Origin of the sequence: Rhizobium sp. PL01, from assembly GCF_033447125.1 — a bacterium.
Lineage (GTDB): Bacteria > Pseudomonadota > Alphaproteobacteria > Rhizobiales > Rhizobiaceae > Pararhizobium.
Genome location: NZ_JAWQUM010000020.1, coordinates 45,762 through 65,599 on the forward strand (window position 1 = coordinate 45,762; position 19,838 = coordinate 65,599).

Annotated in this window: 19 protein-coding genes and 3 pseudogenes; 2 read left to right on the forward strand and 20 right to left on the reverse strand. The window is 59.1% G+C overall.

The annotated features are described in order from the left end of the window. Positions 1 to 254: 254 nt before the first annotated feature. From R6X40_RS30870 to R6X40_RS30890, 5 genes and pseudogenes are all read right to left on the reverse strand, one after another. Positions 255 to 881, reverse strand: a complete 627-nt coding sequence (locus tag R6X40_RS30870; protein ID WP_318418973.1) for a DUF922 domain-containing Zn-dependent protease — start codon at positions 879 to 881, stop codon at positions 255 to 257. Positions 882 to 981: 100 nt separating this feature from the next. Beyond that, complete coding sequence (gene scpB, locus R6X40_RS30875) at positions 982 to 1,680, reverse strand: SMC-Scp complex subunit ScpB (protein ID WP_318418942.1); 699 nt, start codon at positions 1,678 to 1,680, stop codon at positions 982 to 984. A 2-nt stretch (positions 1,681 to 1,682) separates the two neighbouring features. Further along, positions 1,683 to 2,651 (reverse strand): DUF1403 family protein, encoded by a 969-nt coding sequence (locus tag R6X40_RS30880; RefSeq protein ID WP_318418944.1) that lies wholly within the window; start codon positions 2,649 to 2,651, stop codon positions 1,683 to 1,685. Between the two features lie 53 nt (positions 2,652 to 2,704). Then, positions 2,705 to 2,926: a hypothetical protein gene (locus R6X40_RS30885; protein ID WP_318418946.1), complete on the reverse strand. Its 222-nt coding sequence runs from the start codon at positions 2,924 to 2,926 to the stop codon at positions 2,705 to 2,707. A gap of 77 nt (positions 2,927 to 3,003) precedes the next feature. Continuing rightward, positions 3,004 to 3,922 (reverse strand): annotated as a pseudogene (locus tag R6X40_RS30890) (LysR substrate-binding domain-containing protein). Positions 3,923 to 4,043: 121 nt separating this feature from the next. On the opposite strand from R6X40_RS30890, the gene R6X40_RS30895 reads away from it, so the two are divergent. Further along, positions 4,044 to 4,268 (forward strand): helix-turn-helix transcriptional regulator, encoded by a 225-nt coding sequence (locus R6X40_RS30895; RefSeq protein WP_318418974.1) that lies wholly within the window; start codon positions 4,044 to 4,046, stop codon positions 4,266 to 4,268. A gap of 317 nt (positions 4,269 to 4,585) precedes the next feature. Here the strand turns inward: R6X40_RS30895 and R6X40_RS30900 are convergent. The 11 genes and pseudogenes from R6X40_RS30900 to R6X40_RS30950 all read right to left on the reverse strand — a co-directional run. Further along, positions 4,586 to 4,819 (reverse strand): annotated as a pseudogene (locus tag R6X40_RS30900) (SDR family oxidoreductase); the annotation flags it as partial. 114 nt (positions 4,820 to 4,933) lie between these two features. Beyond that, a complete protein-coding gene (locus R6X40_RS30905) occupies positions 4,934 to 5,689 on the reverse strand; it encodes an SDR family NAD(P)-dependent oxidoreductase (RefSeq protein ID WP_318418948.1) in 756 nt (251 codons plus the stop codon). 17 nt (positions 5,690 to 5,706) lie between these two features. Beyond that, positions 5,707 to 6,480: a 3-oxoacyl-ACP reductase FabG gene (locus R6X40_RS30910; RefSeq protein ID WP_318418949.1), complete on the reverse strand. Its 774-nt coding sequence runs from the start codon at positions 6,478 to 6,480 to the stop codon at positions 5,707 to 5,709. Then, a complete protein-coding gene (locus R6X40_RS30915; protein ID WP_318418950.1) occupies positions 6,477 to 7,985 on the reverse strand; it encodes an FGGY-family carbohydrate kinase in 1,509 nt (502 codons plus the stop codon). Before R6X40_RS30915 ends, R6X40_RS30910 begins: the two co-directional genes overlap by 4 nt. A 49-nt stretch (positions 7,986 to 8,034) precedes the next feature. Continuing rightward, positions 8,035 to 8,370 (reverse strand): carboxymuconolactone decarboxylase family protein, encoded by a 336-nt coding sequence (locus R6X40_RS30920; protein ID WP_318418952.1) that lies wholly within the window; start codon positions 8,368 to 8,370, stop codon positions 8,035 to 8,037. A 9-nt stretch (positions 8,371 to 8,379) separates the two neighbouring features. Then, a complete protein-coding gene (locus tag R6X40_RS30925) occupies positions 8,380 to 9,972 on the reverse strand; it encodes an acetoin dehydrogenase dihydrolipoyllysine-residue acetyltransferase subunit (RefSeq protein ID WP_318418953.1) in 1,593 nt (530 codons plus the stop codon). Positions 9,973 to 9,980: 8 nt separating this feature from the next. Then, the gene (locus R6X40_RS30930) at positions 9,981 to 10,955 is read right to left on the reverse strand and encodes a pyruvate dehydrogenase complex E1 component subunit beta (RefSeq protein WP_318418955.1); all 975 of its coding nucleotides are present in this window, start codon (positions 10,953 to 10,955) and stop codon (positions 9,981 to 9,983) included. Beyond that, positions 10,955 to 12,022, reverse strand: coding sequence for a thiamine pyrophosphate-dependent dehydrogenase E1 component subunit alpha (locus R6X40_RS30935; RefSeq protein ID WP_318418956.1), 1,068 nt, complete (start codon positions 12,020 to 12,022; stop codon positions 10,955 to 10,957). The genes R6X40_RS30930 and R6X40_RS30935 overlap by 1 nt, the downstream gene beginning before the upstream one ends. Positions 12,023 to 12,041: 19 nt before the next feature. Continuing rightward, positions 12,042 to 13,043 carry an ABC transporter permease gene (locus tag R6X40_RS30940; protein WP_318418957.1) on the reverse strand — a complete coding sequence of 334 codons (1,002 nt, stop codon included), beginning with the start codon at positions 13,041 to 13,043 and terminating at the stop codon, positions 12,042 to 12,044. Further along, the gene (locus tag R6X40_RS30945) at positions 13,040 to 14,554 is read right to left on the reverse strand and encodes a sugar ABC transporter ATP-binding protein (protein ID WP_318418959.1); all 1,515 of its coding nucleotides are present in this window, start codon (positions 14,552 to 14,554) and stop codon (positions 13,040 to 13,042) included. Before R6X40_RS30945 ends, R6X40_RS30940 begins: the two co-directional genes overlap by 4 nt. Before the next feature lie 68 nt (positions 14,555 to 14,622). Then, positions 14,623 to 15,570: a sugar ABC transporter substrate-binding protein gene (locus tag R6X40_RS30950; protein WP_318418960.1), complete on the reverse strand. Its 948-nt coding sequence runs from the start codon at positions 15,568 to 15,570 to the stop codon at positions 14,623 to 14,625. Between the two features lie 139 nt (positions 15,571 to 15,709). Here R6X40_RS30950 and R6X40_RS30955 point away from each other — a divergent pair, with 139 nt between their 5' ends. Further along, positions 15,710 to 16,684 carry a sugar-binding transcriptional regulator gene (locus tag R6X40_RS30955; RefSeq protein WP_318418962.1) on the forward strand — a complete coding sequence of 325 codons (975 nt, stop codon included), beginning with the start codon at positions 15,710 to 15,712 and terminating at the stop codon, positions 16,682 to 16,684. Positions 16,685 to 17,108: 424 nt separating this feature from the next. Here R6X40_RS30955 and R6X40_RS30960 read toward each other — a convergent pair whose 3' ends face one another. From R6X40_RS30960 to R6X40_RS30975, 4 genes and pseudogenes are all read right to left on the reverse strand, one after another. Further along, positions 17,109 to 17,984 (reverse strand): DMT family transporter, encoded by an 876-nt coding sequence (locus R6X40_RS30960; RefSeq protein ID WP_318418964.1) that lies wholly within the window; start codon positions 17,982 to 17,984, stop codon positions 17,109 to 17,111. Between the two features lie 83 nt (positions 17,985 to 18,067). Next, the gene (locus R6X40_RS30965) at positions 18,068 to 18,646 is read right to left on the reverse strand and encodes a TetR/AcrR family transcriptional regulator (RefSeq protein ID WP_318418965.1); all 579 of its coding nucleotides are present in this window, start codon (positions 18,644 to 18,646) and stop codon (positions 18,068 to 18,070) included. 509 nt (positions 18,647 to 19,155) lie between these two features. Further along, positions 19,156 to 19,242 (reverse strand): annotated as a pseudogene (locus tag R6X40_RS30970) (IS3 family transposase); the annotation flags it as partial. Between the two features lie 122 nt (positions 19,243 to 19,364). Continuing rightward, positions 19,365 to 19,598: a DUF1127 domain-containing protein gene (locus R6X40_RS30975; protein ID WP_318418967.1), complete on the reverse strand. Its 234-nt coding sequence runs from the start codon at positions 19,596 to 19,598 to the stop codon at positions 19,365 to 19,367. Positions 19,599 to 19,838: the final 240 nt, after the last annotated feature.

The window sequence follows — 19,838 nt, forward strand, 5'->3', positions numbered from 1 at the left end:
TCCGCAAAATTGCCGGTTTTATGAAATTCATTTTCATAAATTGCTACCTGCAGCACCGCTAAAGAACGGCGGAAACGGCGATCAAGGACGCACCACTTGGGTGCCTCCATCCGGGGAAAGTTGCAGTAGAGTCTTTTTTTGCGGAGCACACGTCCTGCCATCGCTGCAAAAATGCCCGCAATTTCACCGCAGGTAGAACGAACGCTGCCTTGCGTGCACTTTTGCAGGGATTTGGTTTCAACGCTTCGCCGGTATTATTGACCGTTGATCAAGGCAAGGACAAGCTGGTGGATATTGCCGCCACTGTTGAGTTCGGCCTGGTCGAAATCCCGGCTCTGCTGCCGTTGGGCTCGTGACAGTTCACCGAGGCGTGCCGTCAGTTCCGTGCGGATCTTCTGGCACTTTGGGTCATCGGCTACCGTCAGCCCCACGGAAACGGCCTCTATCTTTTTCACCATATCCTTGATGAGCTCACCATGGACCAACTCGTGCTGATGCACGCCTGAAATGAAAGCATCCCACCTTTTTGCAATAGTGGGCGGCAGGCGTTCCGCCGGCTTGGGCAGCACATAGGTTATGATCAGCTTGGGCCGGGCAACCGTCAGGACACAGGCATTGCCCTGCGGCTCGTATTTCCGCGTCCAGGTCAGCTTGAAGTTGGTAAAAGCGATTGCGCGGCCGGCGTTTCCAACTTTTGGGCCGCGCTCGCCGATGGAGGCGTAGAGTTCGGCACCTGTCTTCCCGGCGACGGAATAGGGTTGCACGTTTTCCACAGCCTGCCAGTCTGCCTGTGCAATGTTCGGCAGCAGGGCTACGCAACCCGCCAACACACTCAAGAAACGGACGGGGCTCACGGGGCTTCTTTCAAAATGATGCTTCATCGTTCGTGACCAACTGGCAGGTCCGTCTACGATGAGGCGGTGTGCTGGTCGATGCTCATTGTGAACAGGTTTTGCTTCCGATGGAAAGAGCACGTGCAGGTCAGTCACCCTCATCGTCTTCAGTCGATCTCGGGTCCATCGTGTCGTCATGATCAGCCACGCTTTTCCGGTTGAGCAGGCCGCTGTCCTCGAGCATTTCGATATCCGGCAGATCGCGCAGTGTGTCGAAACCGAACGCCGACAGGAACTCGGGTGTCGTCACGTAGGTATAGGGTGCGCCCGGCGTCGGGCTGCGTGGGCCCGAGGCTATGAGCTTTGCCTGACGCAGGCCGGCAATCGTATCGCGGCTGACTTCCTTGCTGAACATGGCCGACAATTCGCTGCGTGTCACGGGCTGATAATAGCCGATCGCAATCAGAACCATGGCGTCTTGCTGGTTGAAGCCGGCCATCGGCTGGGTCGCCGATCCAGATGCTCGGATCGCCGATGCATAGACGGACTTTGTCCTGTGGTGCCAACCACCCGCGACAGCCACCAGGTCAAACGGTCGCCCGCGCAATTCCTCGCGAATGTCGTCAATGATCAGCTCGATATTGCAGTCCTGCCCAACGACACGGGCAAGCGTCGCGCGGTCGACTGGAGTAGCAGAGGCGAAAATCACCGCCTCGATGCGGTTCATCCATTCACGCCAGCGCAGCCCAGGGGGTAGGGAACCTAACTCGCGGTCGAACAGTACCTCGTCCTGCCCTGCCGCTCGTTTTTTCCGCCCCCCAGCCTTCGCAACATCCGCGCCAGACATGGTCACAAACCGTAAATTCGGAAGGTAGAGCGTCCCGACAGCTCGCGCACACCGCCGAGCAGTTCGAGGCGCTCGAACAACCGGCGGCTAGCCCATCGAGAGAGATTGCCGTCGGTTGTGGAAGCTGACAGCGCATCCTCGGCTAGCAATTGCTGCATGACTGCTTCTGCGCCCTTGGTCCGCACTTTTGGCGCCACAGCGAGGAACTGCTCGGCATGACGACTGAGTTCGACTGCTTGGCGCAATGCCTCACGCGCCCCCTGAACGAGAGCGAGGCAAACGGATCGGGCAAACGCCTCATCATCGGGCCTTATGCGCCCTCTTCCCCCTGCCATCCGGAAGGCCTGGTCGTAACGCTGTGCCATCAGAAGTGGAACTGGCTTTTGCCAGTTTAGCTTTTTCGCCAAAACCCAGTCCCCCAGCCACCAGCCGAGAATTTCCGCGTCCGGACGAAGGCTGCACACTGTCGCCACCAGTTCGGCCACTGCAAAAGGTGCGGCCCGCCCGTCCTGCGCAAAGTCGGCGGCGAACTGGGAGAACTCGGCCAGCGTATCGTCCCATTTGAGTGCGAAAAGAGCTGCAATATCGCGCAGTATTTTTTTGTCGAGCGGCTCGGAGGGCTGGATCGTGTGCGCTGAAAGTTTCTTATAGGCCAAAAAAATGTTGCCGGCCGGTCCCGCGTCGCCGCCAGGCGGACGCAGCAATACGGCATCGCGCAGTGCCGCTTCATCCTCCGTCCGCCGCACCAGCCGCACCGCAGCCACTGCGCATTTCAGCCCGAGGCGCTGTCGCCAAGTACCGGACCAGACAGGTCCTGATCGAACCAGATGATCCAGCGAACTCAGAGCCGCTCCCGCCATGAACGCCACGTTGAGATCGCTTGCCTCGCCACGAGCTGAAACCCAACCGGGTATGACCGGCGGGGGGACCGATATGGAAAGTGTTGGTAAAGCGCTAGAAATCATCCGCATGAGGATATCGGAGACGGGCGATTCTAACCAGTGGAAAGGCGGTTTGGAGCGATCTAGTTTCTAAGCCTGCGAAACAATCCGGCGAAGCGATGAAACTCGACCTCCTCATCCTCGAACCAGGCGTCGAGCGCGCAATAGGCAATCGCGGTCGCCGCTTCACTGCCATAGAGGGCGAGCGCCTGGTCAATGATTGCGCCATCGGCCGCATCACCTGTGTCAGCGCATCGAGGCCTAATATACTGCGGTGTCTTGCGCCGGAATGAATTGCGCGACATCAATGTCTCCTTGTGTCTGAATTGCTATTGGATGATCCCCGGATGTTGCCTGACACGTATCGCCGCGGCACAGGGCTTCAAACCCTTACGGCATGCACTGTTGCCAACGGTCTGGGCGGCCTGACCAAGGGTCGTGCAATATCGATAATGTCGTCCCGGGTAGCGGTCGGGTCCTCCATATTCCAGGCAACCCCCATGCCGATCCTGAAATCGGCACCCCCACCTTTCCAATCTCGAAATTGCGATTGGGGAAATCCCTGGTCCATTGCGGCGCAAAGCCGATGCCAAAGCCGCCGATACCAGGGAGATCAGTGAAAACGTATCATCGTAGCTGTAGGCGCTTTTGCGGGTAAGATCGGGCTCGTCAAATATCTCGGCGAAATAGCGCTCGGTATAGGACAGGTTCTGACGCGAGAACGACATGATCTTCTGATCACGAAGATCCTCGATGCCGATCTCCTCCAAATCGGCCAACCGGCTGTCCTTGGCGACTGCCAGCAGGTACTCATCGCTGGCCATCGAGAAGAAGCGCAGGCTACCGATATTTTCCACCGGCCGGATGAAGCCGAGATTGATCTGGCCAGATTCCAGTTTGCGAATGATATCGCTGGTTGAGCCGCTCTGGATCTGCAGCTGAACGTCAGGATACCTCCGGGCGATCTTTGACAGGAATGCAGGCAGGACGCCGATCGTGGCCGGATAGATGGTACCAATCCTGATCTTCCGCGCCGTCTTGCCGGCAACGGAGCGTGTCGCCTCGGCGCTCAGGCCGATTTCGCTTAGGATCCGGACACGCCGGTTATAAAAGGTCTCGCCTGCCACCGTCAGCTCAACCCGCCTGGTCGTTCGGACGAACAGTTGCACGCCTAGTTCACGCTCCAACGCCTGGATCCGCGTCGAGAGGGCCGGCTGGGCAATATGCACCCGAGCTGCCGCCCGACCAAAATGGAGCACTTCGGCGACCGCAACGAAATAGGTGAGTTGGCGCAGTTCCATGGTCGCGGTCCACCTGCCTATCGAAAGGGGTCGGTCCTGGGCCAAGTTATGGTCGGCAGCACAACCGAATGTAGAGAATACTCCGTGGTGGAATACTCTACAACCGACTTTTCCTATATCAATGGAGTTACGCAAAACATTTGCAAAAAATCTGAGGCGCCTTCGCCAAGCGAAGGGAATGTCTCAAGAGGAGCTTGCGCATCGTTCTGAGCTCGATCGCACATATATCAGCTCGCTTGAGCGTTCGGTGTACAGTCCAAGCCTTGACGTCGTTGGCAAGCTTTCACTTGCTCTCGGCGTCGAGGTCTACGAGCTAATCGTGAAGTCCGATTTGTCCGCAGACTGACATCGCACAGAGTGCAATGCGCTTGTGAAATAATCGAGGAGCGATCGCTGTTGCGAAAGATTGATATCCCTAAAAGCCGCTGCTCCAATTCCTACGCCTTCATGGGATTTGAACCAACGGCAGGGCGTCTGACTAGCTAACCCCCTGCGATCTCGACCTCTTTCAAGGTCGCGCGTACGTGACCGTGTCATCTGAACGCTGTCCCTCACCTCTGGCAAGAGGCTCGCGACGTAGAGCACAGCCTTACGATTTCCTGCGGCTCGCTATCAGACCTGTGCCAGGCCTGTATCGAAAGGCTTCGCCGCCAGTTTAAAGCTTCAATCCGAAGATGCCAGGACCGCAGCAACGGCCCCAGTCTCTGATGGCTCGTCCATGCGTGCGAGTACCGTTGTAGCTCCGATTGTGTTCATTCCTTCGTCACCGAGAACTTCCAGTGCCAGCTCCGTCATAATCGGGCCAGGCGACATCACATTGGCGCGGATGTCGGTGCCTCGTAGGTCCGGTGCCTCGCTACGCACCAAGTTTCGGACCGCTGCCTTGATTGCGCTGTAGAGTGGGGGGTACTAGGCGAAATGAAAACGCGGTGGAAATCTTGCTGAAACTCAGTACTGAGACCGATCGACAGGACGAGTATTAACTCGCCGACTTGGATCAGGACATCGCAACTAACTCAACACAATACCACCATCTACATTAAGTGTTTGTCCGGTAATGAACGCCGCATCATCTGATGCCAAGAAAGCGACTGCGCCCACCACATCCTCCGGATCACCTATCCGGCGCATGGCGGTTTTGTCCTGCCAAGCCTTCCGGACAGTCGGATCGTCGAGATTGACGCGCCCCATATCGGTCAGGATGATGCCGGGGCAGACACAATTGGCTGTAATGCCATCGCCACCGACCTCCTGCGCCAGAACCCGTGTGAACCCCATGACTGCTGCCTTGGAGGCGGAGTAATGCGCCTGTTCCGGCGCACCATGCTTGCCGCCGATAGACGCGATGTTGACGATGCGGCCATATTTGCGGGCCTTCATCATCGGCAGGACCGACTGGATGACAAGGAAGGTGCCCTTGGCATTCACGTCCATGACGCTGTCCCAGTATTCTTCTTTCAGGCCTTCGACATCGCCGGAAATCAGAATGCCGGCATTGTTGACCACGGCATCGAGATGGCCGAAGGCGGCAGCGATCTCATCCGCCATCCGGCTGACATCAGCCTTGCTGCTGACATCGGCGAACACCACAAGCGCTTTGCGGCCTAGCGCCTCGATCTCCAGCGCGACGTCTGAAAGTACGTCTTTCTGACGCTCTATGTCGTTGATTGCCACATCATAGCCACGCTTGGCCATGCCCACTGCGATGGCCTTGCCGATTCCGCGGCTTGCACCGGTGACCAGCACCGTTCTCGTCTGTTCGCTCATTTTTCAATTCCTCCAGGTTACATGGCCGTATAGCCGCCATCGACCGTCAGCACCGTGCCGGTGATGTAGCTTGATGCATCGGCAGCGAGAAATAGAACGGCATTGGCGATTTCTCGCGGCTCGCCGAGGCGACCCATCGGCGTCATGCTCATCCAAGTGCCAAACCATTCCTCGTTGCTGCGCCCCCGCAACGTCAGTTCGGTGCCGACATAGCCGGGCGCGACAGCGTTCACGCGCACGCCCAGCTTGGCCCATTCCACCGCCAGCGATTTGGTCAGCAGGTTCACCCCCGCCTTCGCCGCATTGTAAGAGACCTGTGGCTGCGGATAGACCGTCACCTCGCCGCAGATGGACGAAATATTGACTATTGCGCCTCTTCCATCCGCAATCATGCGCCGGCCGAAGGCCTGCGAACAATTAAAGACCCCGCCCAAATCGATATCGATCACGGATTTCCAGTCGTCGAGGCTCATCTCGGCGGCCGGCGCATTGCGAACGATGCCCGCATTGTTGACGAGAATATCGATCCCGCCATGCGCCGCATAGAGACGCTTGACCACCTCGGCGATCTGGTCGCGATCCGTGACATCAAGCGAAACGGCGCTCGCCTTGCCGCCCGCTTGTTCGATTGCGGACGTTGCGACAGCCGCTTCGGCCGCGTCGCGGTCGGCAATCACCACATGCGCACCGGCGGCCGCCAACCGTTCGGCGACCGCCCGGCCTATTCCACGGGCAGCACCCGTTACCACCGCGACTTTGCTGTCCAGCCTGAAATCCGCGTCTCCCGTCATACCGTGGTTCCCCTCAACTCGCGAATGGATTTCAGGGCGGGATAGAGCGCCCGGTACTGTTGGTAGATCTCGTTATAGAGCGCTGTCTCGCGCGGGCGGGGCTCGATGCGCTTTCCGGGTTTGACCATCGAAGCGATCCCGTCATCGATCGTGGCGAAATGGCCGGCGCCATGGGCCGCCAGCACGGCAGAACCCACAGACGGCGCATCGCGGGATGCGGGCACGCAAACCGGCAGGCCCGCCGTGTCGGCATGGATCTGCAGCCAGAGATCCGATGCCCCAGCTCCGCCGCCGACGGTAATCTCCTGGCCGCTATAGCCCGCCTCCGCCATGGCGTCGAGGATCGCGCGGGTGCCGAAACCGATCCCTTCCATGATGGCCCTGAAAATGTGAGCCGGCTCATGCGCAAGCGTCAGGCCGATAATGGCGCCGCGGGACAGCGGATCGGTATAGGGGGTACGATTGCCCTGGAAATGATCTTGCACGATCAACCCGTCGCAGCCCGGTTCCAGCGCCACCGCTTTGCGGTTCAGTTCGTCGAGATTCATCGTGCCGTTCATCAGTCGCCCGAGCCAGGCGATTATCGAACCCGTGGAGGTCTGTCCGCCCTCGACGATGTATCGCTTTGGATAGACGCAATCGGGATAGCTACCCCAAATGCCGGGGGCGTTGAGCGGAGTCTCCGAAACACCGAATTGCAGATGAGAGGAGCCGGTGATCAGCGCGAGCTGCCCCGGCCGCGCCACGCCAAGACCGATCATGCCGATCAGCGCATCCGCGCCGCCCTGCACGAGCTTGACCGTCGCGCGAAGCCCCAGCGCTTCGGACGCCCTGGCGGTGAGCGTGCCAACCACTTCGCCGGGAGCCACCACGCGCTGTGGCCATTTCTGCATCAGTTCGGGTATGCCGAGCGCCTCGACCAGCGATGTCGCCCATCCGCCTCGATCCGTCTGGTAATGCCAGCGAAGCGCGACGTTGTTAAGGCTGGCGGCACGCTCGCCGGTCAGCCGCAGCGTCATGAAGTCCTGATATTCGCAGATCGTATGCGCCGCCTTGAAGATCTCCGGCTCGTTGCGGGCAATCCACAAGGCCTTCGGGATCATCCATTCGGCCGAAACCGGCCCTTTGCCGCCGCCATTGGTTATTAGGGCACCATCGCCGGTTGCCAGCACCGCGTCGGCCTCCGCATTGGCGCGCACATCCATCCAGATGATGGCGGGGCGAAGCGCGCGTCCGTCGCGGTCAAGCGCAACCACCGTGCAGCTGGTGGTCGCAAGGCAGATCGATTCAATCGCTTTGGGATCCACCCGGCTCTCGGTGATAGCCTGACAGGATGCGGTCACAAAAGCGTTCCACCAGTCCTCGGGGTTCTGCTCGGCGCGCGCGCCGCTTGAAAACTTCGTCTCATAGGGAACGGCGACGCTGCCGAGGCAGGTGCCCGACAGATCGTAAATGCGGGCGCGAAGGCTCTCGGTACCGCCATCCGCCGTCAGAAAGTAGGCCATTTATGTTCTCCTCCTCTGCCGATCCCTCCAGAGCAGCAGACCTCCTCCGTTATTGCAGTCCCCGCAGGATTTCCAGCGCCTTTGCGCCATACATCACCGCCGGACCACCACCCATTTCGACAGCGACCTCAAGCGCTTCCACCAGCTCCGCCTCGGTTGCCCCGTGCTTCATGGCGGCATCAACGTGATAGACGATGCAATCGTCGCATCCTTTCGACACGGCAATGGCGACTGCGATCAGTTCTCGCTGCGCCGAAGAGAATGCACCTGCCGTCGTAGCCACCTTGCTGATGCGAGCAAAACCGCCGAACAGCTCTGGGCTGATCTTGGCAAAGGTGCCAATGCGGCGCTGGGTTTCTTTCAGAGTGTCCGTTGCAGCGCTCATCTGTTAACCTCATGCTCTTTCAGAAAGAAGGATATCGAGAACATCCTTCGGCTGGTCCCATTGCGGCATGTGGCCGGAGCGGGACAGGAGATGGATGGCGACACGCGGCGAAACGGATGTCACGTGCCGCCACGGGATGATGCGATCTTCCAGACCGAAGATGACGCGTGTTCCCACGCTAGCCGCCAGCTTTTCAAGCTTGGAGATGCAGTCAACCTTTTGTCCTGATGGACCAGCAATAGCGGAGGCAAGTGCTGCCAGGCCCCCCTTCGCCAGATCCGCTGCAAGGGCGGTTAGCGCGCCATCCGATAGCTGGACGGGATTGACCGACAGCCGCCGCAGGAGATGCGACACTTCCGCAGCCACTGTTGCCTGCGCCATGCCACGGACGAAGTCGCCATCGATCTCTGGTCCAAGACCCGCCGGAGCGAGAAGCGTCAGCGAGTCCACCCGATCCGGAACCATCACGGCGAAATCCACGGCCGCCACGCATCCGAGCGAATGCGCGACGATATCGAACGACCCGGCCGGGGCGACGCGCTGGAGAAATGCGGCGAGATCTGCTGACAGATCGGCCGCGGCGGATGCCGCAATCTGCGTCAGCCCATGACCAGGCAGGTCGGGAATGAGAACGCGATGTCCGGCGCGCTTCAGCCCGGAGGCAACCGCTGCCCATGTGGTGCGGTCGCCCGCAAATCCATGAAGCAGAAGAACGGTGCGGCCTGCCGAATTGCCCGTGTCCAGATAGGCCATGCGGCCGCGAGGCAGGTCCGCAAACAACACATCGTCCGGCGCCTTGCCGTTCGCTTGCGGCGTGCCGGAAAGGGCGGCAAGCACATCGGCCTTTTCCACCCGCGCCCGACGCCCGGTGCCCGAAACGCTCTGGAGATCCACACCATGCAGGCGCGCCAGACGGCGAGCCACGGGGGTCGCGCGAACAGGTCCGTCTGTAGCGGCGGCGCGATCCTGGATTTCTGTTTGCACGTGTGGCGCGGAGTAGGGTTTAGTAGGCGCTTCCGCCTCGGCAGTTTTCACGTCCAGAGCATCCGATGCCGAAATTGCGATGCGGGCAATGGGTTGGCCAACCGCCACCATTTCTCCGTCGCCCCGCAGGATGGAGACAAGCGTTCCTTCCATCAATGCGGGGAATTCGGCAATGGTTTTGTCCGTTTCGATCTCGATAATGGCTTCACCGCGTGCGAAGCTGTCACCCGGCGCTTTTAGCCACTTGGAAACGCGGCCCTCTTCCATCGTCTCGCCGAGACGCGGCATGTCGAGATCGGTTTCCACCATAGCTGTCAGCGTGACCTGAGCCGGAACGGCTGGCTCTTCCGCAGGCATGTCGCCATCTTCGGCGGTCCAGTCTGGGCCGATACCAATATCGATGCGGGCGAGCGGCTGACCGACTTCCACCGTGTCGCCGACAACGGCGATGATGTCATGCAACGTGCCGTCGCCAAGCGCTGGAAATTCGGCGATGGTCTTGTCGGTCTCAATTTCGATGATCGGGTCGCCACGTTTGAAGGCATCGCCGGGCTGGATGAGCCAGCCTACGACTTTTCCTTCATCCATGGTCTCGCCGAGGCGAGGCATCTTTAGCATTCGTTCAGTCATCTCACCATTCTCTCGGCAATGCTGGCGATCAGGGCGGCGGTGGGAACGCTGTTGGTTTCAAGGTCCTGCGATACGGAGATCGGGATATCCTCACCCGCCACGCGCACGACCGGCTGTTCGAGGAAATCGAAGCATTCTTCCGTGATGCGGGCTGACAATTCCGCGGCAACCCCGGATGTCATGACGGCTTCCGTTACTACCATCGCCTTGCCTACCCGTTCGACATGCTCGCGCACAGTGTCGAAATCGAGCGGGTTGAGCGTGCGAAGGTCAATCACGGTCAACTCTATGCCTTTCTTTGACAGAGATTCGGCTGCCTCCATCGCGTAATGCACCTGACGCGAATACGTGACGATGACGAGATCCTTGCCTTCGCGGCGCACTGCGGCCTTGCCCCACGGCAGAGGCTCGGCGTCGAGATCCACGACTTCCTTGCGGGTGTAGAGCGCCTTGTGCTCGATGAAGACGACCGGATCGGGCTTGGTCAGGCTCTGGCGCAGCAGATGATAGGCATCAGCCACTGTCGCCGGCATGGCGAGCCGCAGGCCCGGCGTGTGCATGACCCAGGCCTCAAGGCTCTGGGAATGCTGAGCGCCGGCGGACCGGCCCGTGCCACCCTGCGTGCGCAGCACCATCGGCACTCCGGTCTGGCCGCCGAACATATAGCGGATTTTCGCCGCTTGGTTTGCGAGTTGGTCCATGGTCATGCCGAGAAAGTCGATGTACATCAGCTCAGCCACTGGACGCAGGCCCGTCATGGCCGCGCCGACGGCTGCTCCGATGATGGCAGGCTCCGAAATAGGCGTGTCGATCAGCCGGTCCGCTCCATGGATCTTGATGAGATCCTTGGTCACGCCATATGCGCCGCCATACCGGCCGACTTCCTCGCCGATAACGACAATGGACTTGTCTTCCATCATTGCATCGTCCAGCGCCTTGCGCAGCGCGTCTCTATAGGTCATCGCGGTCATTATGCTTCATCCCTGGCAAGTACGCGGTCGATTCGGGTTCTGACGGGCTCCGGTTCCGGCTCGCCGACGGCATAGACGTCGCGGAACATCGAGCTGAGCGGGGGCGCCTTGGAGTCGACGGAAAAGTCGATGGTGGCATCCATTTCGGCTGCGATGGCTTTGTCGAGATCGTCGAGAAACGCTTCCTTTTCCAGACCGGTCTCGATCAGGCGGTCGCGGGCAAAGCGCACTGGATCCTTCTTCCGGCCCTCCAGCTCTTCCTCTTCCTGGCGGTAGGGGCTTTTGTCCATGCGAGCATGGCCGAAGAAACGGTAGACGTCGATGGAAAGAAAGCCGGGCTTGCCCCCGCGCGCGTCGTCCACCAGCCAGCGGGCGGCAGATTGCACGGCCTCGACGTCGAGACCGTCCACGACCGCGCCGTTCAGCCCGAAGGCCTTGGCGCGCTGATCGAAGGCCGTGTTGCGGGTGGCCTGATCGACGCGGGTGCCCATGCCGTACTGGTTGTTGATGCAGACAAACAGCACCGGCAAATCCCAAAGGGCCGCCATATTCATGCTTTCGTAGAGAATGCCCTGCTGCATTGCGCCGTCACCGAAGAAGGCGATGGAGACAGAGCCCTTGTTGAAGTACTTTGACGACAGGCCCGCTCCGACCACCGCCGGAATGCCGCCACCTACGATCGCATTCGCTCCCAGATGCCCGAGCGCCATGTCGGCGATGTGCATCGATCCGCCCTTGCCCTTGCAATAGCCGGTTTCCTTGCCGCCGATTTCCGCCATCATCTGTTTGGGATCGGCGCCGCGCGCCAAAAAGATGCCGTGGCCGCGGTGATGGGTGGTGAAGGTATCCTGCGGCTGCATGGCGTCACAGACCCCGGCAGCGGTCGATTCCTCGCCGATCGACAGATGCAGCATTGAGCCGGCCGATTGACCGCGGATGAAAAGTTCGCCGACGCGTTCCTCAAAGGTCCGGATGCGCCGCATGGTGCGATAGAGATCCAGCAAATTGGAATTGGTGTGGCCTTGCGTGGCGCTACTATCGCCGGACAGTTCGGTTTTGATTGTCATGGATATGCCGTCCTCGATCTCAGAGAAGTTTGAGCTTGGTGGTGCGGGAGACGATGGCCACCGCAATCAGAATGATCAGGCCCTTCACGATACTTTGGATATACGTGTCCATGCCGATGAGGTTGAGCCCGTTGTTGATGACGCCAATGAACAGCGCGCCGAAGAAGGTGCCGGTGATCGTCGCCGTCCCCGGCCGGAACATGGTCATACCGATGAACACGGTGGCCAGACCATCCAGGAGGTAACGTTCGCCCGCATTGGGCTGGCCGGAGCCGAGGCGGGCGGCCAGCAACGCGCCAGCGATGCCCGCAAACACGCTGCACACGATCATAGCGGCAGCGCGGTAGAACCGACCGTTGACGCCGGACAGTTCGGCCGCCTTCAGGTTGCCGCCCACCGCGTAGATGTAGCGGCCGAAAATGGTCCGCTCCATCAGGAACCACGCAAGCACCACGAAAGTAGCCATGAAGTAGGCCAGCACCGGAATGCCGAAAAGCTGGCCCTGGCCGAGAAACAGATATTCCTCCGGCAAACCGCCATAGATGGCGCGTCCGCCCGTCATCAAAAAGTTTATGCCGTAGAGGATCGAACCCGTAGCGAGCGTGGCGATGAGCGACGGCACGCCGACAAGCGTGACCAACGCCGAATTGACCGCACCAACGGCGAAGCCTGCAGCGATACCGGCCAGAAGCGCCAAGGGCAATGGTACGCCGGAGATCAGAAGCAGCGGCACCAGAATTCCGGCAAGACCAACCATATAACCGACGGACAGGTCCATCTCGCGGGCAGCGAAGCCAAAGGTCAGGCCAGCACCCACGATGGTCAGCATCGAAATCTGCTGGATGATATTGAGCAGATTGGAGGTGGTGAGAAACCGGTCCACCGTCAGCGCAAAGCCGAGAAAAAGGAGGATGAGCGCAAAGAGCGTGCTGTATTTAAGTATCCAGTCGCGGTGTACCGGGCTAGATGAGGAAGTGCTCGGACGGGCGGTCTTGGATGAGGCTGGGGACTCGGCGGTCATGGGGAAACTCCTGCCATGGCGGAAATGAAACGTGCCTCAGAAAAGGCCGGGCGTTCGAGGCTGGCTGCGGCCTCGCCGTTGACGAAGGGCACGACGCGGTCGGCGATATCAGCGATTTCCAACAGATCCGATGAGGCAACGACAACGGCTGCGCCCTGCGCGGCGAGCCTTCGCAGCTGTGCGTGGATCTCGCGCTTGGCACCGATATCGACACCTTCGGTCGGTTCCACGAAAATCATTAGGCGATAGCGGCTCTCGGCCCCGTACAGCCATTTGCCGATCGACACTTTCTGCTTATTGCCGCCGCTCAGATCCTTGATCATCTGGCTGTGCGAATGCGCCTTTACATTGAGAAGCGCCATGATGGCATTGGCTTCTCGCGCTTCCCGTGCAGGTGAAATTACACCGGTCGAGCCAAACGTCCCGTAGTCGGGATGCACCATGGCGAGGTTTTCGCGCACGTCCCAGTCGCCGATTAGCGAGTTTTCCATGCGCTGGTCGGGAATGAAGGCGACGCCCTTGCGCTGCATGGTGCGCGCGTCCACGGCCTTCAGAGCCTTGCCGCAGAACCGGTATGCTCCGGCCATAGCGCCCGTCCCGGTATAAAGCGTGCGCGCAAAGCCGAAGTGTCCGGCTCCGGTTAGTCCGATGAGCCCTACGATTTCGCCAGCACGGACGGAAAATTTCTCTACGCTTATATTGCCCGCTTTCCAGTCGCGGATGTCCAGCACGGTCTCGCCGATGCTTTTAAGGGTTTTGGTGTCCGTGGCAGCCGATTCTGTCTTGCCGGAACGCTGCAGCATCATATCGATTAGCTGCGCCTCGCTGGTGTCGTCTGCCGCAAGGGTAGCGATGTGCCGCCCATCGCGCAGCACGGTCACGCGGTCGCTGAGCGCCTTAATTTCAGAGAGAAAGTGGCTGATCAAAACTATGCCCACACCCTTGGATGGAAGCGTCCGGATGATGCTCCAGAGGCTTTCCTTCTCGCGGGCGGGAAGTGTGGCTGTCGGTTCGTCCAGAATGAGCAGGCGAATTTCTCCGCGCAACGCCCGGACGATCTCGATGACTTTCTGGTCGGCCATGGGCAGGGTTTCGACCGACGCGTCGAGATCGATATCGAGCTGTGGAAACCAGCGTGCTAGCAGATCGCGCGCGCGCTGGCGCAATTTCGTCTTGCTGATGATGCCGAATCCCACTTTTGGCTCGTCGCCGAGCAGGATGTTCTGCGCGCCGGTCAGGCCCGGCACGAGGCTGCCTTCCTGCGAGACATGGGCAATGCCCTTGCGCAACGCATCGCCCGGATTGTGCAACGTTACCGGCTGACTGTCGATGGCGACAACGCCTCCCGTCGGCTGCTTACTGCCGCCCAGGATGCTGACCAGCGTTGTCTTGCCCGCACCGTTTTCGCCGATCAGTCCATGGACCTCCGTGTAGCGGAAATCGACGGAGACATTATCAAGCGCACGCGTGCCGGGATATTGCATGACAATTCCGGATAGACTGACGGACATGGGTCTCTCCTCCTCACTACGGTCCTGTGACTGCCGGTCCCAACCTCACGCCGGGACCGGCCTTGCGGTCACTTGGGGAGGAAGTCCTTGCAGTTCTGTTTGGTCACGAGTGGTGCATCGAGATAGACCGTCTTCGACGGGATGACTTTTGCAGGGTCTTCCTTCTTCTCGACGATGGCCTCGATCCAGTCACCGACCTGCGCGCCCATCTTCTCAAAGGGCTGGCTGACGGTAGCGATCATCAGGCCGTCCGGCTTGCACACCTCGGCCACCGCCTGCGGATGTCCGTCGATGCCGATGACCTTGACATTTTTCAGGCCTGCGGCCGTCAGCGCGTTGATGGCCGCCTGTGCCGGTTCGTCCCAGGGCGCCCAGACAGCGTTGATCTGATCGCCGAAGCGGGCGGCATAGTCCTGCATAGTCGAGGTCGTGTCTTCGAAGAAGGCGGTGTAATCGATGTTGTGCTCGGCCAGAACCTTGATATCCGGATATTCCTTGAGGATGGTCTCCATCACGTCGCCGCGCTTGCGGGTGCCGTGATGTTCAGCCATGCGCAAGAAGATGATGTTCCCCTTGCCTCCAAGCTCGTTGAGCAGATAGGGCGAGACGTCAGATGACATCGCCCAATTGTTGGTGGTGATATCGACCATGACACCGGTGATGTATCCACTATCGACTGTAAAAACCGGAATCTTCGCCGCGATAGCCGCGTCGAGTGCCGCGCGCGATGCGCGTAAATCCGCCATGGTGATGACGATGGCATCGACCCCGCGCGACGCCGCATCCTGAAGGTTCGATGCCGTCCGTTCGCCAGATCCTCCACTGTCGAGCAGGCTGATCTTCCAATCCTTGCCCTTTTCCTTCAACCAGGCGTCGAAACCGGCTTTCACGCGCTGCTCCGACTGCGCGGCGGCGTTGGCATGAACCCACGCGATGTCCATGGCATTCGCGCCGGATGCGCCAATCAAAAATGTCATTGCGGTTGCCGCAGCCATCCGCTTCCAAAATTTAGTCATTGCGTTCTCCTCCGCTTGCGAGCCCTCCACATTGACCCGCTTCTCCATTCGCGGTCTTTAAACAGCGAACGACCGAAATCTAAATTGACTTCATTACAAATGTCAATCACAAATACATATGTAATATGCGGGAGAAAATATGTCCGATAGCGAAGAAGCACTTATGGTACGCGCGGCCTGGTTCTATTATGTTGGAGGCCTCAATCAGGAGCAAACAGCCGGAAGGCTTGGGGTCACCCGTGCACGCGTCAACAAGATGCTTTCAGAAGCCCGCGACAGCGGACTGGTGAGCATCTCCATCGACCATCAACGCGTTGGCATGTTACCGTTCGAAGACCGTCTGCGGATGACTTATGGTCTCGACTTCTGTATCTCCACACCAGCCTTCGGCTTCCAGGACGCCAAGGATGCAGACACCGAAGTCCGCAAACAGATCGCCTTTCGCGCCGTCGGCGTAGCCGCCGCCAACCATCTGAAATCCCTGCTTTCAGAGAGCGAAACCGTAACGATTGGAACGGGCTGGGGGCGCACGATCGAGCAGATGACGCTACAACTGGCAGGCGTTCGCGCGCCCCATGCTCGCTTCATTTCAATCATGGGCTCGCTAACGGCAAACAGCGCCTATAATCCATTTGAGGTGGTGCATGCGCTGGCCCGAAGAACGGGTGGTGAGGGTTTCTTTCTCCCGGTGCCTTTCATTGCAGATTCTATCGAGGACAAAAAAGTCCTCCTATCCCAACGCTCAGTGGTCAAAGCGATGGAGATCGCGCGCTCGGCATCGGTATGCTTCATCAGCGCCGGTGAACTGACAGAGGACTCTTTGTTGCGCCGCCAAGGCATGATCTCTCGCGCCGAGCTGGAAAGCCTTAGAAAATGTGGAGCGATCGGAGATACCAACGGCATCTTCTTTGATAGCGAAGGCATGCAGGTCGATCACGATCTCAACAAGAGAACGATTGCTCTTGGGTTCGAGGAGCTCAAGAAGATGCCAGTCATATTGCTTATTGCCGGACAGGATAAGGCGTCGGCGGCAAAGGGATTGCTGAAGAGCGGAATCATTAATGGCCTTATTATTGACGGTGACGCTGCCGAGGCTCTTGTCGCACTCAGTTAAAAAGGTCGGGCAGCGGTAATCACGCCCGTCATTTTGCAGGATGAAGATAAAATGGCCGACAACGCCGAAGCCCCGGCAGAGTGTAACGCACAGGAGAAACATGGCCGGGTGCCCGCGCAAACGTATTAGCCGGGCCGGAGCCAAATCAGACGCCTTGAGATCCCATCAGGGGTGCGTAGCGGCCTGCACCGTGGCAGAGTGAGGTCGCTAGAAAACTCTCTGGAGGCCAATCATGCCGATAACAGCAGATCAAACTCAAGCGCAGACAACTACCCCCGTCGATCTTGGCGCAGCGGTTCGCCTCCGTTTCTTCATCGAATGAATCGCTTGTCATCGTTCGGCAATATCGCGTCTCTAAATGACTGCAAATGGCGGTTCCTGCCATGACCGTCGTCGTCCCTGCCTGAACCGACCCCAGGGAGACCTAATCTCTTGACGAGCCCCGCACCACCAACCATCCCGCCGTCAGGATAAGGCATATGCCAAGGATTGAGAGCACGTCCGGTATTTCCGAGAAGAAAACGAAGCCCCAGAATACGGCGAACACCAGGTAGCTGTAGTCGAAAGTGCCGATGATTGCAGCGGGTGCTATCTGATAGGCCTTGGCGACGCCGATGCTTTCTGCAACCAGCAAGATGCCAAGCAGCACGATGATTGCCCATGTCCAACCACTCATCGCCATCCACGGGCTCTGCAAAAACGGAAAGGTCGGTTCGCCAGCGATTGGAACAAACATAATGCCGCCTACGCCGAGTGCGCCCGTAATAACGACGCACAGGTTCAGGCCCATGGCTACGCTCAACGGATCCTCGTCGGCGCATTTGCTTCGCGTGATGACTGCTGCAAGGGCATACAAGATGGCTGCAAGAATCGGAAGAAGCGCCACCGGCGAAAAGTCATTTGCGGCCGGGCGCAGAATGACCAGCACTCCGATAAAGCCCAACAGGATTCCCAGCCAACGCCTGGTACCGACGGGTTCGCCAATGAGGGTGGCGGAGAAGAGCGCGATGAAAAGCGGCGTCGTGTAGAGCGCTGTGGCTGCCACCGACAAACTCATGAACGGGAGTGCAGCATAATAGCTGATCCACATCAGCACGATCAGCATGCTGCGGATAAAGACCCAGCCCACGGCCTTCGGCAATAGTGACGAAGCTGGAGCCATTAGCCTTGCGAATCCGAAGAGCAGCGGAACAGTGACCAACCCCCGCGCGACGAAGAGCTGCCAAATCGAAAAGTCGGCGCTGCTCTGCTTGACGACGGCATCGCCGAAGGCGAGCATGAATACCGAGGCCACGATCAACGTGACGCCGAGGGGAGTTCCTTCGAGGCGCAAATTCTGAACTTTCGCAGTGGTCGGAATCGGGCAGGTCTGAGCCAGTTAGCTTACCCGTCAGCAATGCCGAGAATGCTGGATGCCGCCTGCCGGGCGTGCCGGATGGCTTTCGGCCCTTGGCCCATCTGCGCCATCAGGGTCGCGCCTTCGAGCAACATGAAGATGGCATCAGATGCAGATATAGCCTGGTCCTCGTTCATTGCTGGCCCAAGAATACGAAGCAGACGGTCCTTGAGGCTGTTCTTATGTTCGGCTACGGCATCGAAGACCGGATGCCCCGGCTCACCAAACTCCGCAAGGGCATGTGCAAACAGGCAACCATGGAAATCGATGCTCATGAACCACCGCTCGTACCAGTCGAAGATTGTATCGATCTTCTCCCTCGGAGTTGAGGCACCTTCGGCAAGGCGATCGAGCCGTGCGTCAAAGTGAGCAGCACGATAGTTCAGGACCTCGACGATCAAGGCGTCTTTGGTGGAGAAATTGCGATACATCGTCATCTTTGCCACGTTGGCTTCGGCGATGATCCGATCGGTACCAGTCGCATGATAGCCAGACCGCGAAAACAGCTCATAGGCCGTATCGATGATCTGTTGCCGTTTGTTGGCGGGGTCGAGTGGGCGTGGCATATGTCAACTCATTAAGATAGAGACCGATCTGTATCATACTGTACCTCATGATCGATGTGGTCAAGCCGATGATGAGTAACGAGCGCAAGGGGTTGCGCATCCTGCGGACCAGGCTCTACTCCGCTGGCATGCCGGCTCCACCGAACCCTGACGGATTCGGCGCATTCGCGTGACGATCCTTCGCGCGATCGGCGACATCTCGCCTGCATGGTCGCGCCGCTGGCGCGCTTTGTTGCGTCTGATGGGGGAACAGGGGGGTGCCCTTCTCGCCCCCAAAATAGTCTTCCGCCCAGCTTCCTCCATTCCCGCTTGCGCTCCCGTTCCCTGCAGCCGGTTCCTCGCGAAGACTATTTCCCCCTCCATCCCACCGCTCGCGCGGCCCCGGGAAGCAGGACGAGGCGCCCTGCTTCGCAGTCCAAGGGTGTTGATTTCCACGCGGAACTGATCCGACCCGGCTCAGTTCCGCGTGGAAATCAACACCGGGGATGCGGATAAAAAGTTGGACTGCTTCATAAGTTCAGTCCGAGGCTCTTACGATATTCGACTGGGCTGAGCGATCCCAGCGATATCTTGATACGCTTCTCATTGTACCAGCGTGCGTTTTTCACTAATTTCGGGACAGGGATTCCGGTGATTCGCGGACAGGTATCAAACAACGTGACATCGCCGTTGGCTGCAATGTCCTCAACATCCGCCGCTGCTGGGCGGCGGCCGAATCCTAAAGCCGGATATCCCAAAGGGAAAATCTCGCTTCCAGAAGTACGTCCTCGCTCTCCGGAAGACCGATATCGCGGCGCATACGGTTTGACAGATGCGAAATCTGGTTCGTCTGACGACGTCTAAAGGCGGCCCGAAGCAACGCGCGCGCAGTCTTCCAAGTGCCGAATTTCAGGCACAGTTCATCCACCGTTGCCGCGAGGGTATCAACAATTATATATCGTGCTTCGCGCATTATTTCCTCCCCGGCGCAACTACGAAACCAGGTCCTCTCGAAGGATCAAAAAGACGCGCAGACGCGGACGCAGAAATACGAACAATCGCTCCGTCAGCCGTTCACGTCAGGTCAGTTGGGAAAATGCCAAGTGGCAAAAATCCGTGGCTCAAAGGCCTCGGGAGCAAGATCGGCTTGAGGTAGATGCGCGACGCATCGAACCCGGGAGACCCGTTTTGCCAAAGAGGCGTACTACTCGAA

Bases quoted from the DNA above. Each gene is read 5' to 3' on its own strand.
- R6X40_RS30940 (WP_318418957.1), bottom strand. From the start codon at position 13,043: ATGACCGCCGAGTCCCCAGCCTCATCCAAGACCGCCCGTCCGAGCACT.
- R6X40_RS30930 (WP_318418955.1), bottom strand. From the start codon at position 10,955: ATGACCGCGATGACCTATAGAGACGCGCTGCGCAAGGCGCTGGACGAT.
- R6X40_RS30915 (WP_318418950.1), bottom strand. From the start codon at position 7,985: ATGGCCTACTTTCTGACGGCGGATGGCGGTACCGAGAGCCTTCGCGCC.
- R6X40_RS30955 (WP_318418962.1), top strand. From the start codon at position 15,710: ATGTCCGATAGCGAAGAAGCACTTATGGTACGCGCGGCCTGGTTCTAT.
- R6X40_RS30920 (WP_318418952.1), bottom strand. From the start codon at position 8,370: ATGAGCGCTGCAACGGACACTCTGAAAGAAACCCAGCGCCGCATTGGC.
- R6X40_RS30950 (WP_318418960.1), bottom strand. From the start codon at position 15,570: ATGACTAAATTTTGGAAGCGGATGGCTGCGGCAACCGCAATGACATTT.
- scpB (WP_318418942.1), bottom strand. From the start codon at position 1,680: ATGTCTGGCGCGGATGTTGCGAAGGCTGGGGGGCGGAAAAAACGAGCG.
- R6X40_RS30945 (WP_318418959.1), bottom strand. From the start codon at position 14,554: ATGTCCGTCAGTCTATCCGGAATTGTCATGCAATATCCCGGCACGCGT.
- R6X40_RS30935 (WP_318418956.1), bottom strand. From the start codon at position 12,022: ATGACAATCAAAACCGAACTGTCCGGCGATAGTAGCGCCACGCAAGGC.
- R6X40_RS30880 (WP_318418944.1), bottom strand. From the start codon at position 2,651: ATGCGGATGATTTCTAGCGCTTTACCAACACTTTCCATATCGGTCCCC.
- R6X40_RS30975 (WP_318418967.1), bottom strand. From the start codon at position 19,598: ATGCGCGAAGCACGATATATAATTGTTGATACCCTCGCGGCAACGGTG.
- R6X40_RS30870 (WP_318418973.1), bottom strand. From the start codon at position 881: ATGAAGCATCATTTTGAAAGAAGCCCCGTGAGCCCCGTCCGTTTCTTG.
- R6X40_RS30905 (WP_318418948.1), bottom strand. From the start codon at position 5,689: ATGAGCGAACAGACGAGAACGGTGCTGGTCACCGGTGCAAGCCGCGGA.
- R6X40_RS30910 (WP_318418949.1), bottom strand. From the start codon at position 6,480: ATGACGGGAGACGCGGATTTCAGGCTGGACAGCAAAGTCGCGGTGGTA.
- R6X40_RS30965 (WP_318418965.1), bottom strand. From the start codon at position 18,646: ATGCCACGCCCACTCGACCCCGCCAACAAACGGCAACAGATCATCGAT.
- R6X40_RS30885 (WP_318418946.1), bottom strand. From the start codon at position 2,926: ATGTCGCGCAATTCATTCCGGCGCAAGACACCGCAGTATATTAGGCCT.
- R6X40_RS30925 (WP_318418953.1), bottom strand. From the start codon at position 9,972: ATGCTAAAGATGCCTCGCCTCGGCGAGACCATGGATGAAGGAAAAGTC.
- R6X40_RS30895 (WP_318418974.1), top strand. From the start codon at position 4,044: ATGGAGTTACGCAAAACATTTGCAAAAAATCTGAGGCGCCTTCGCCAA.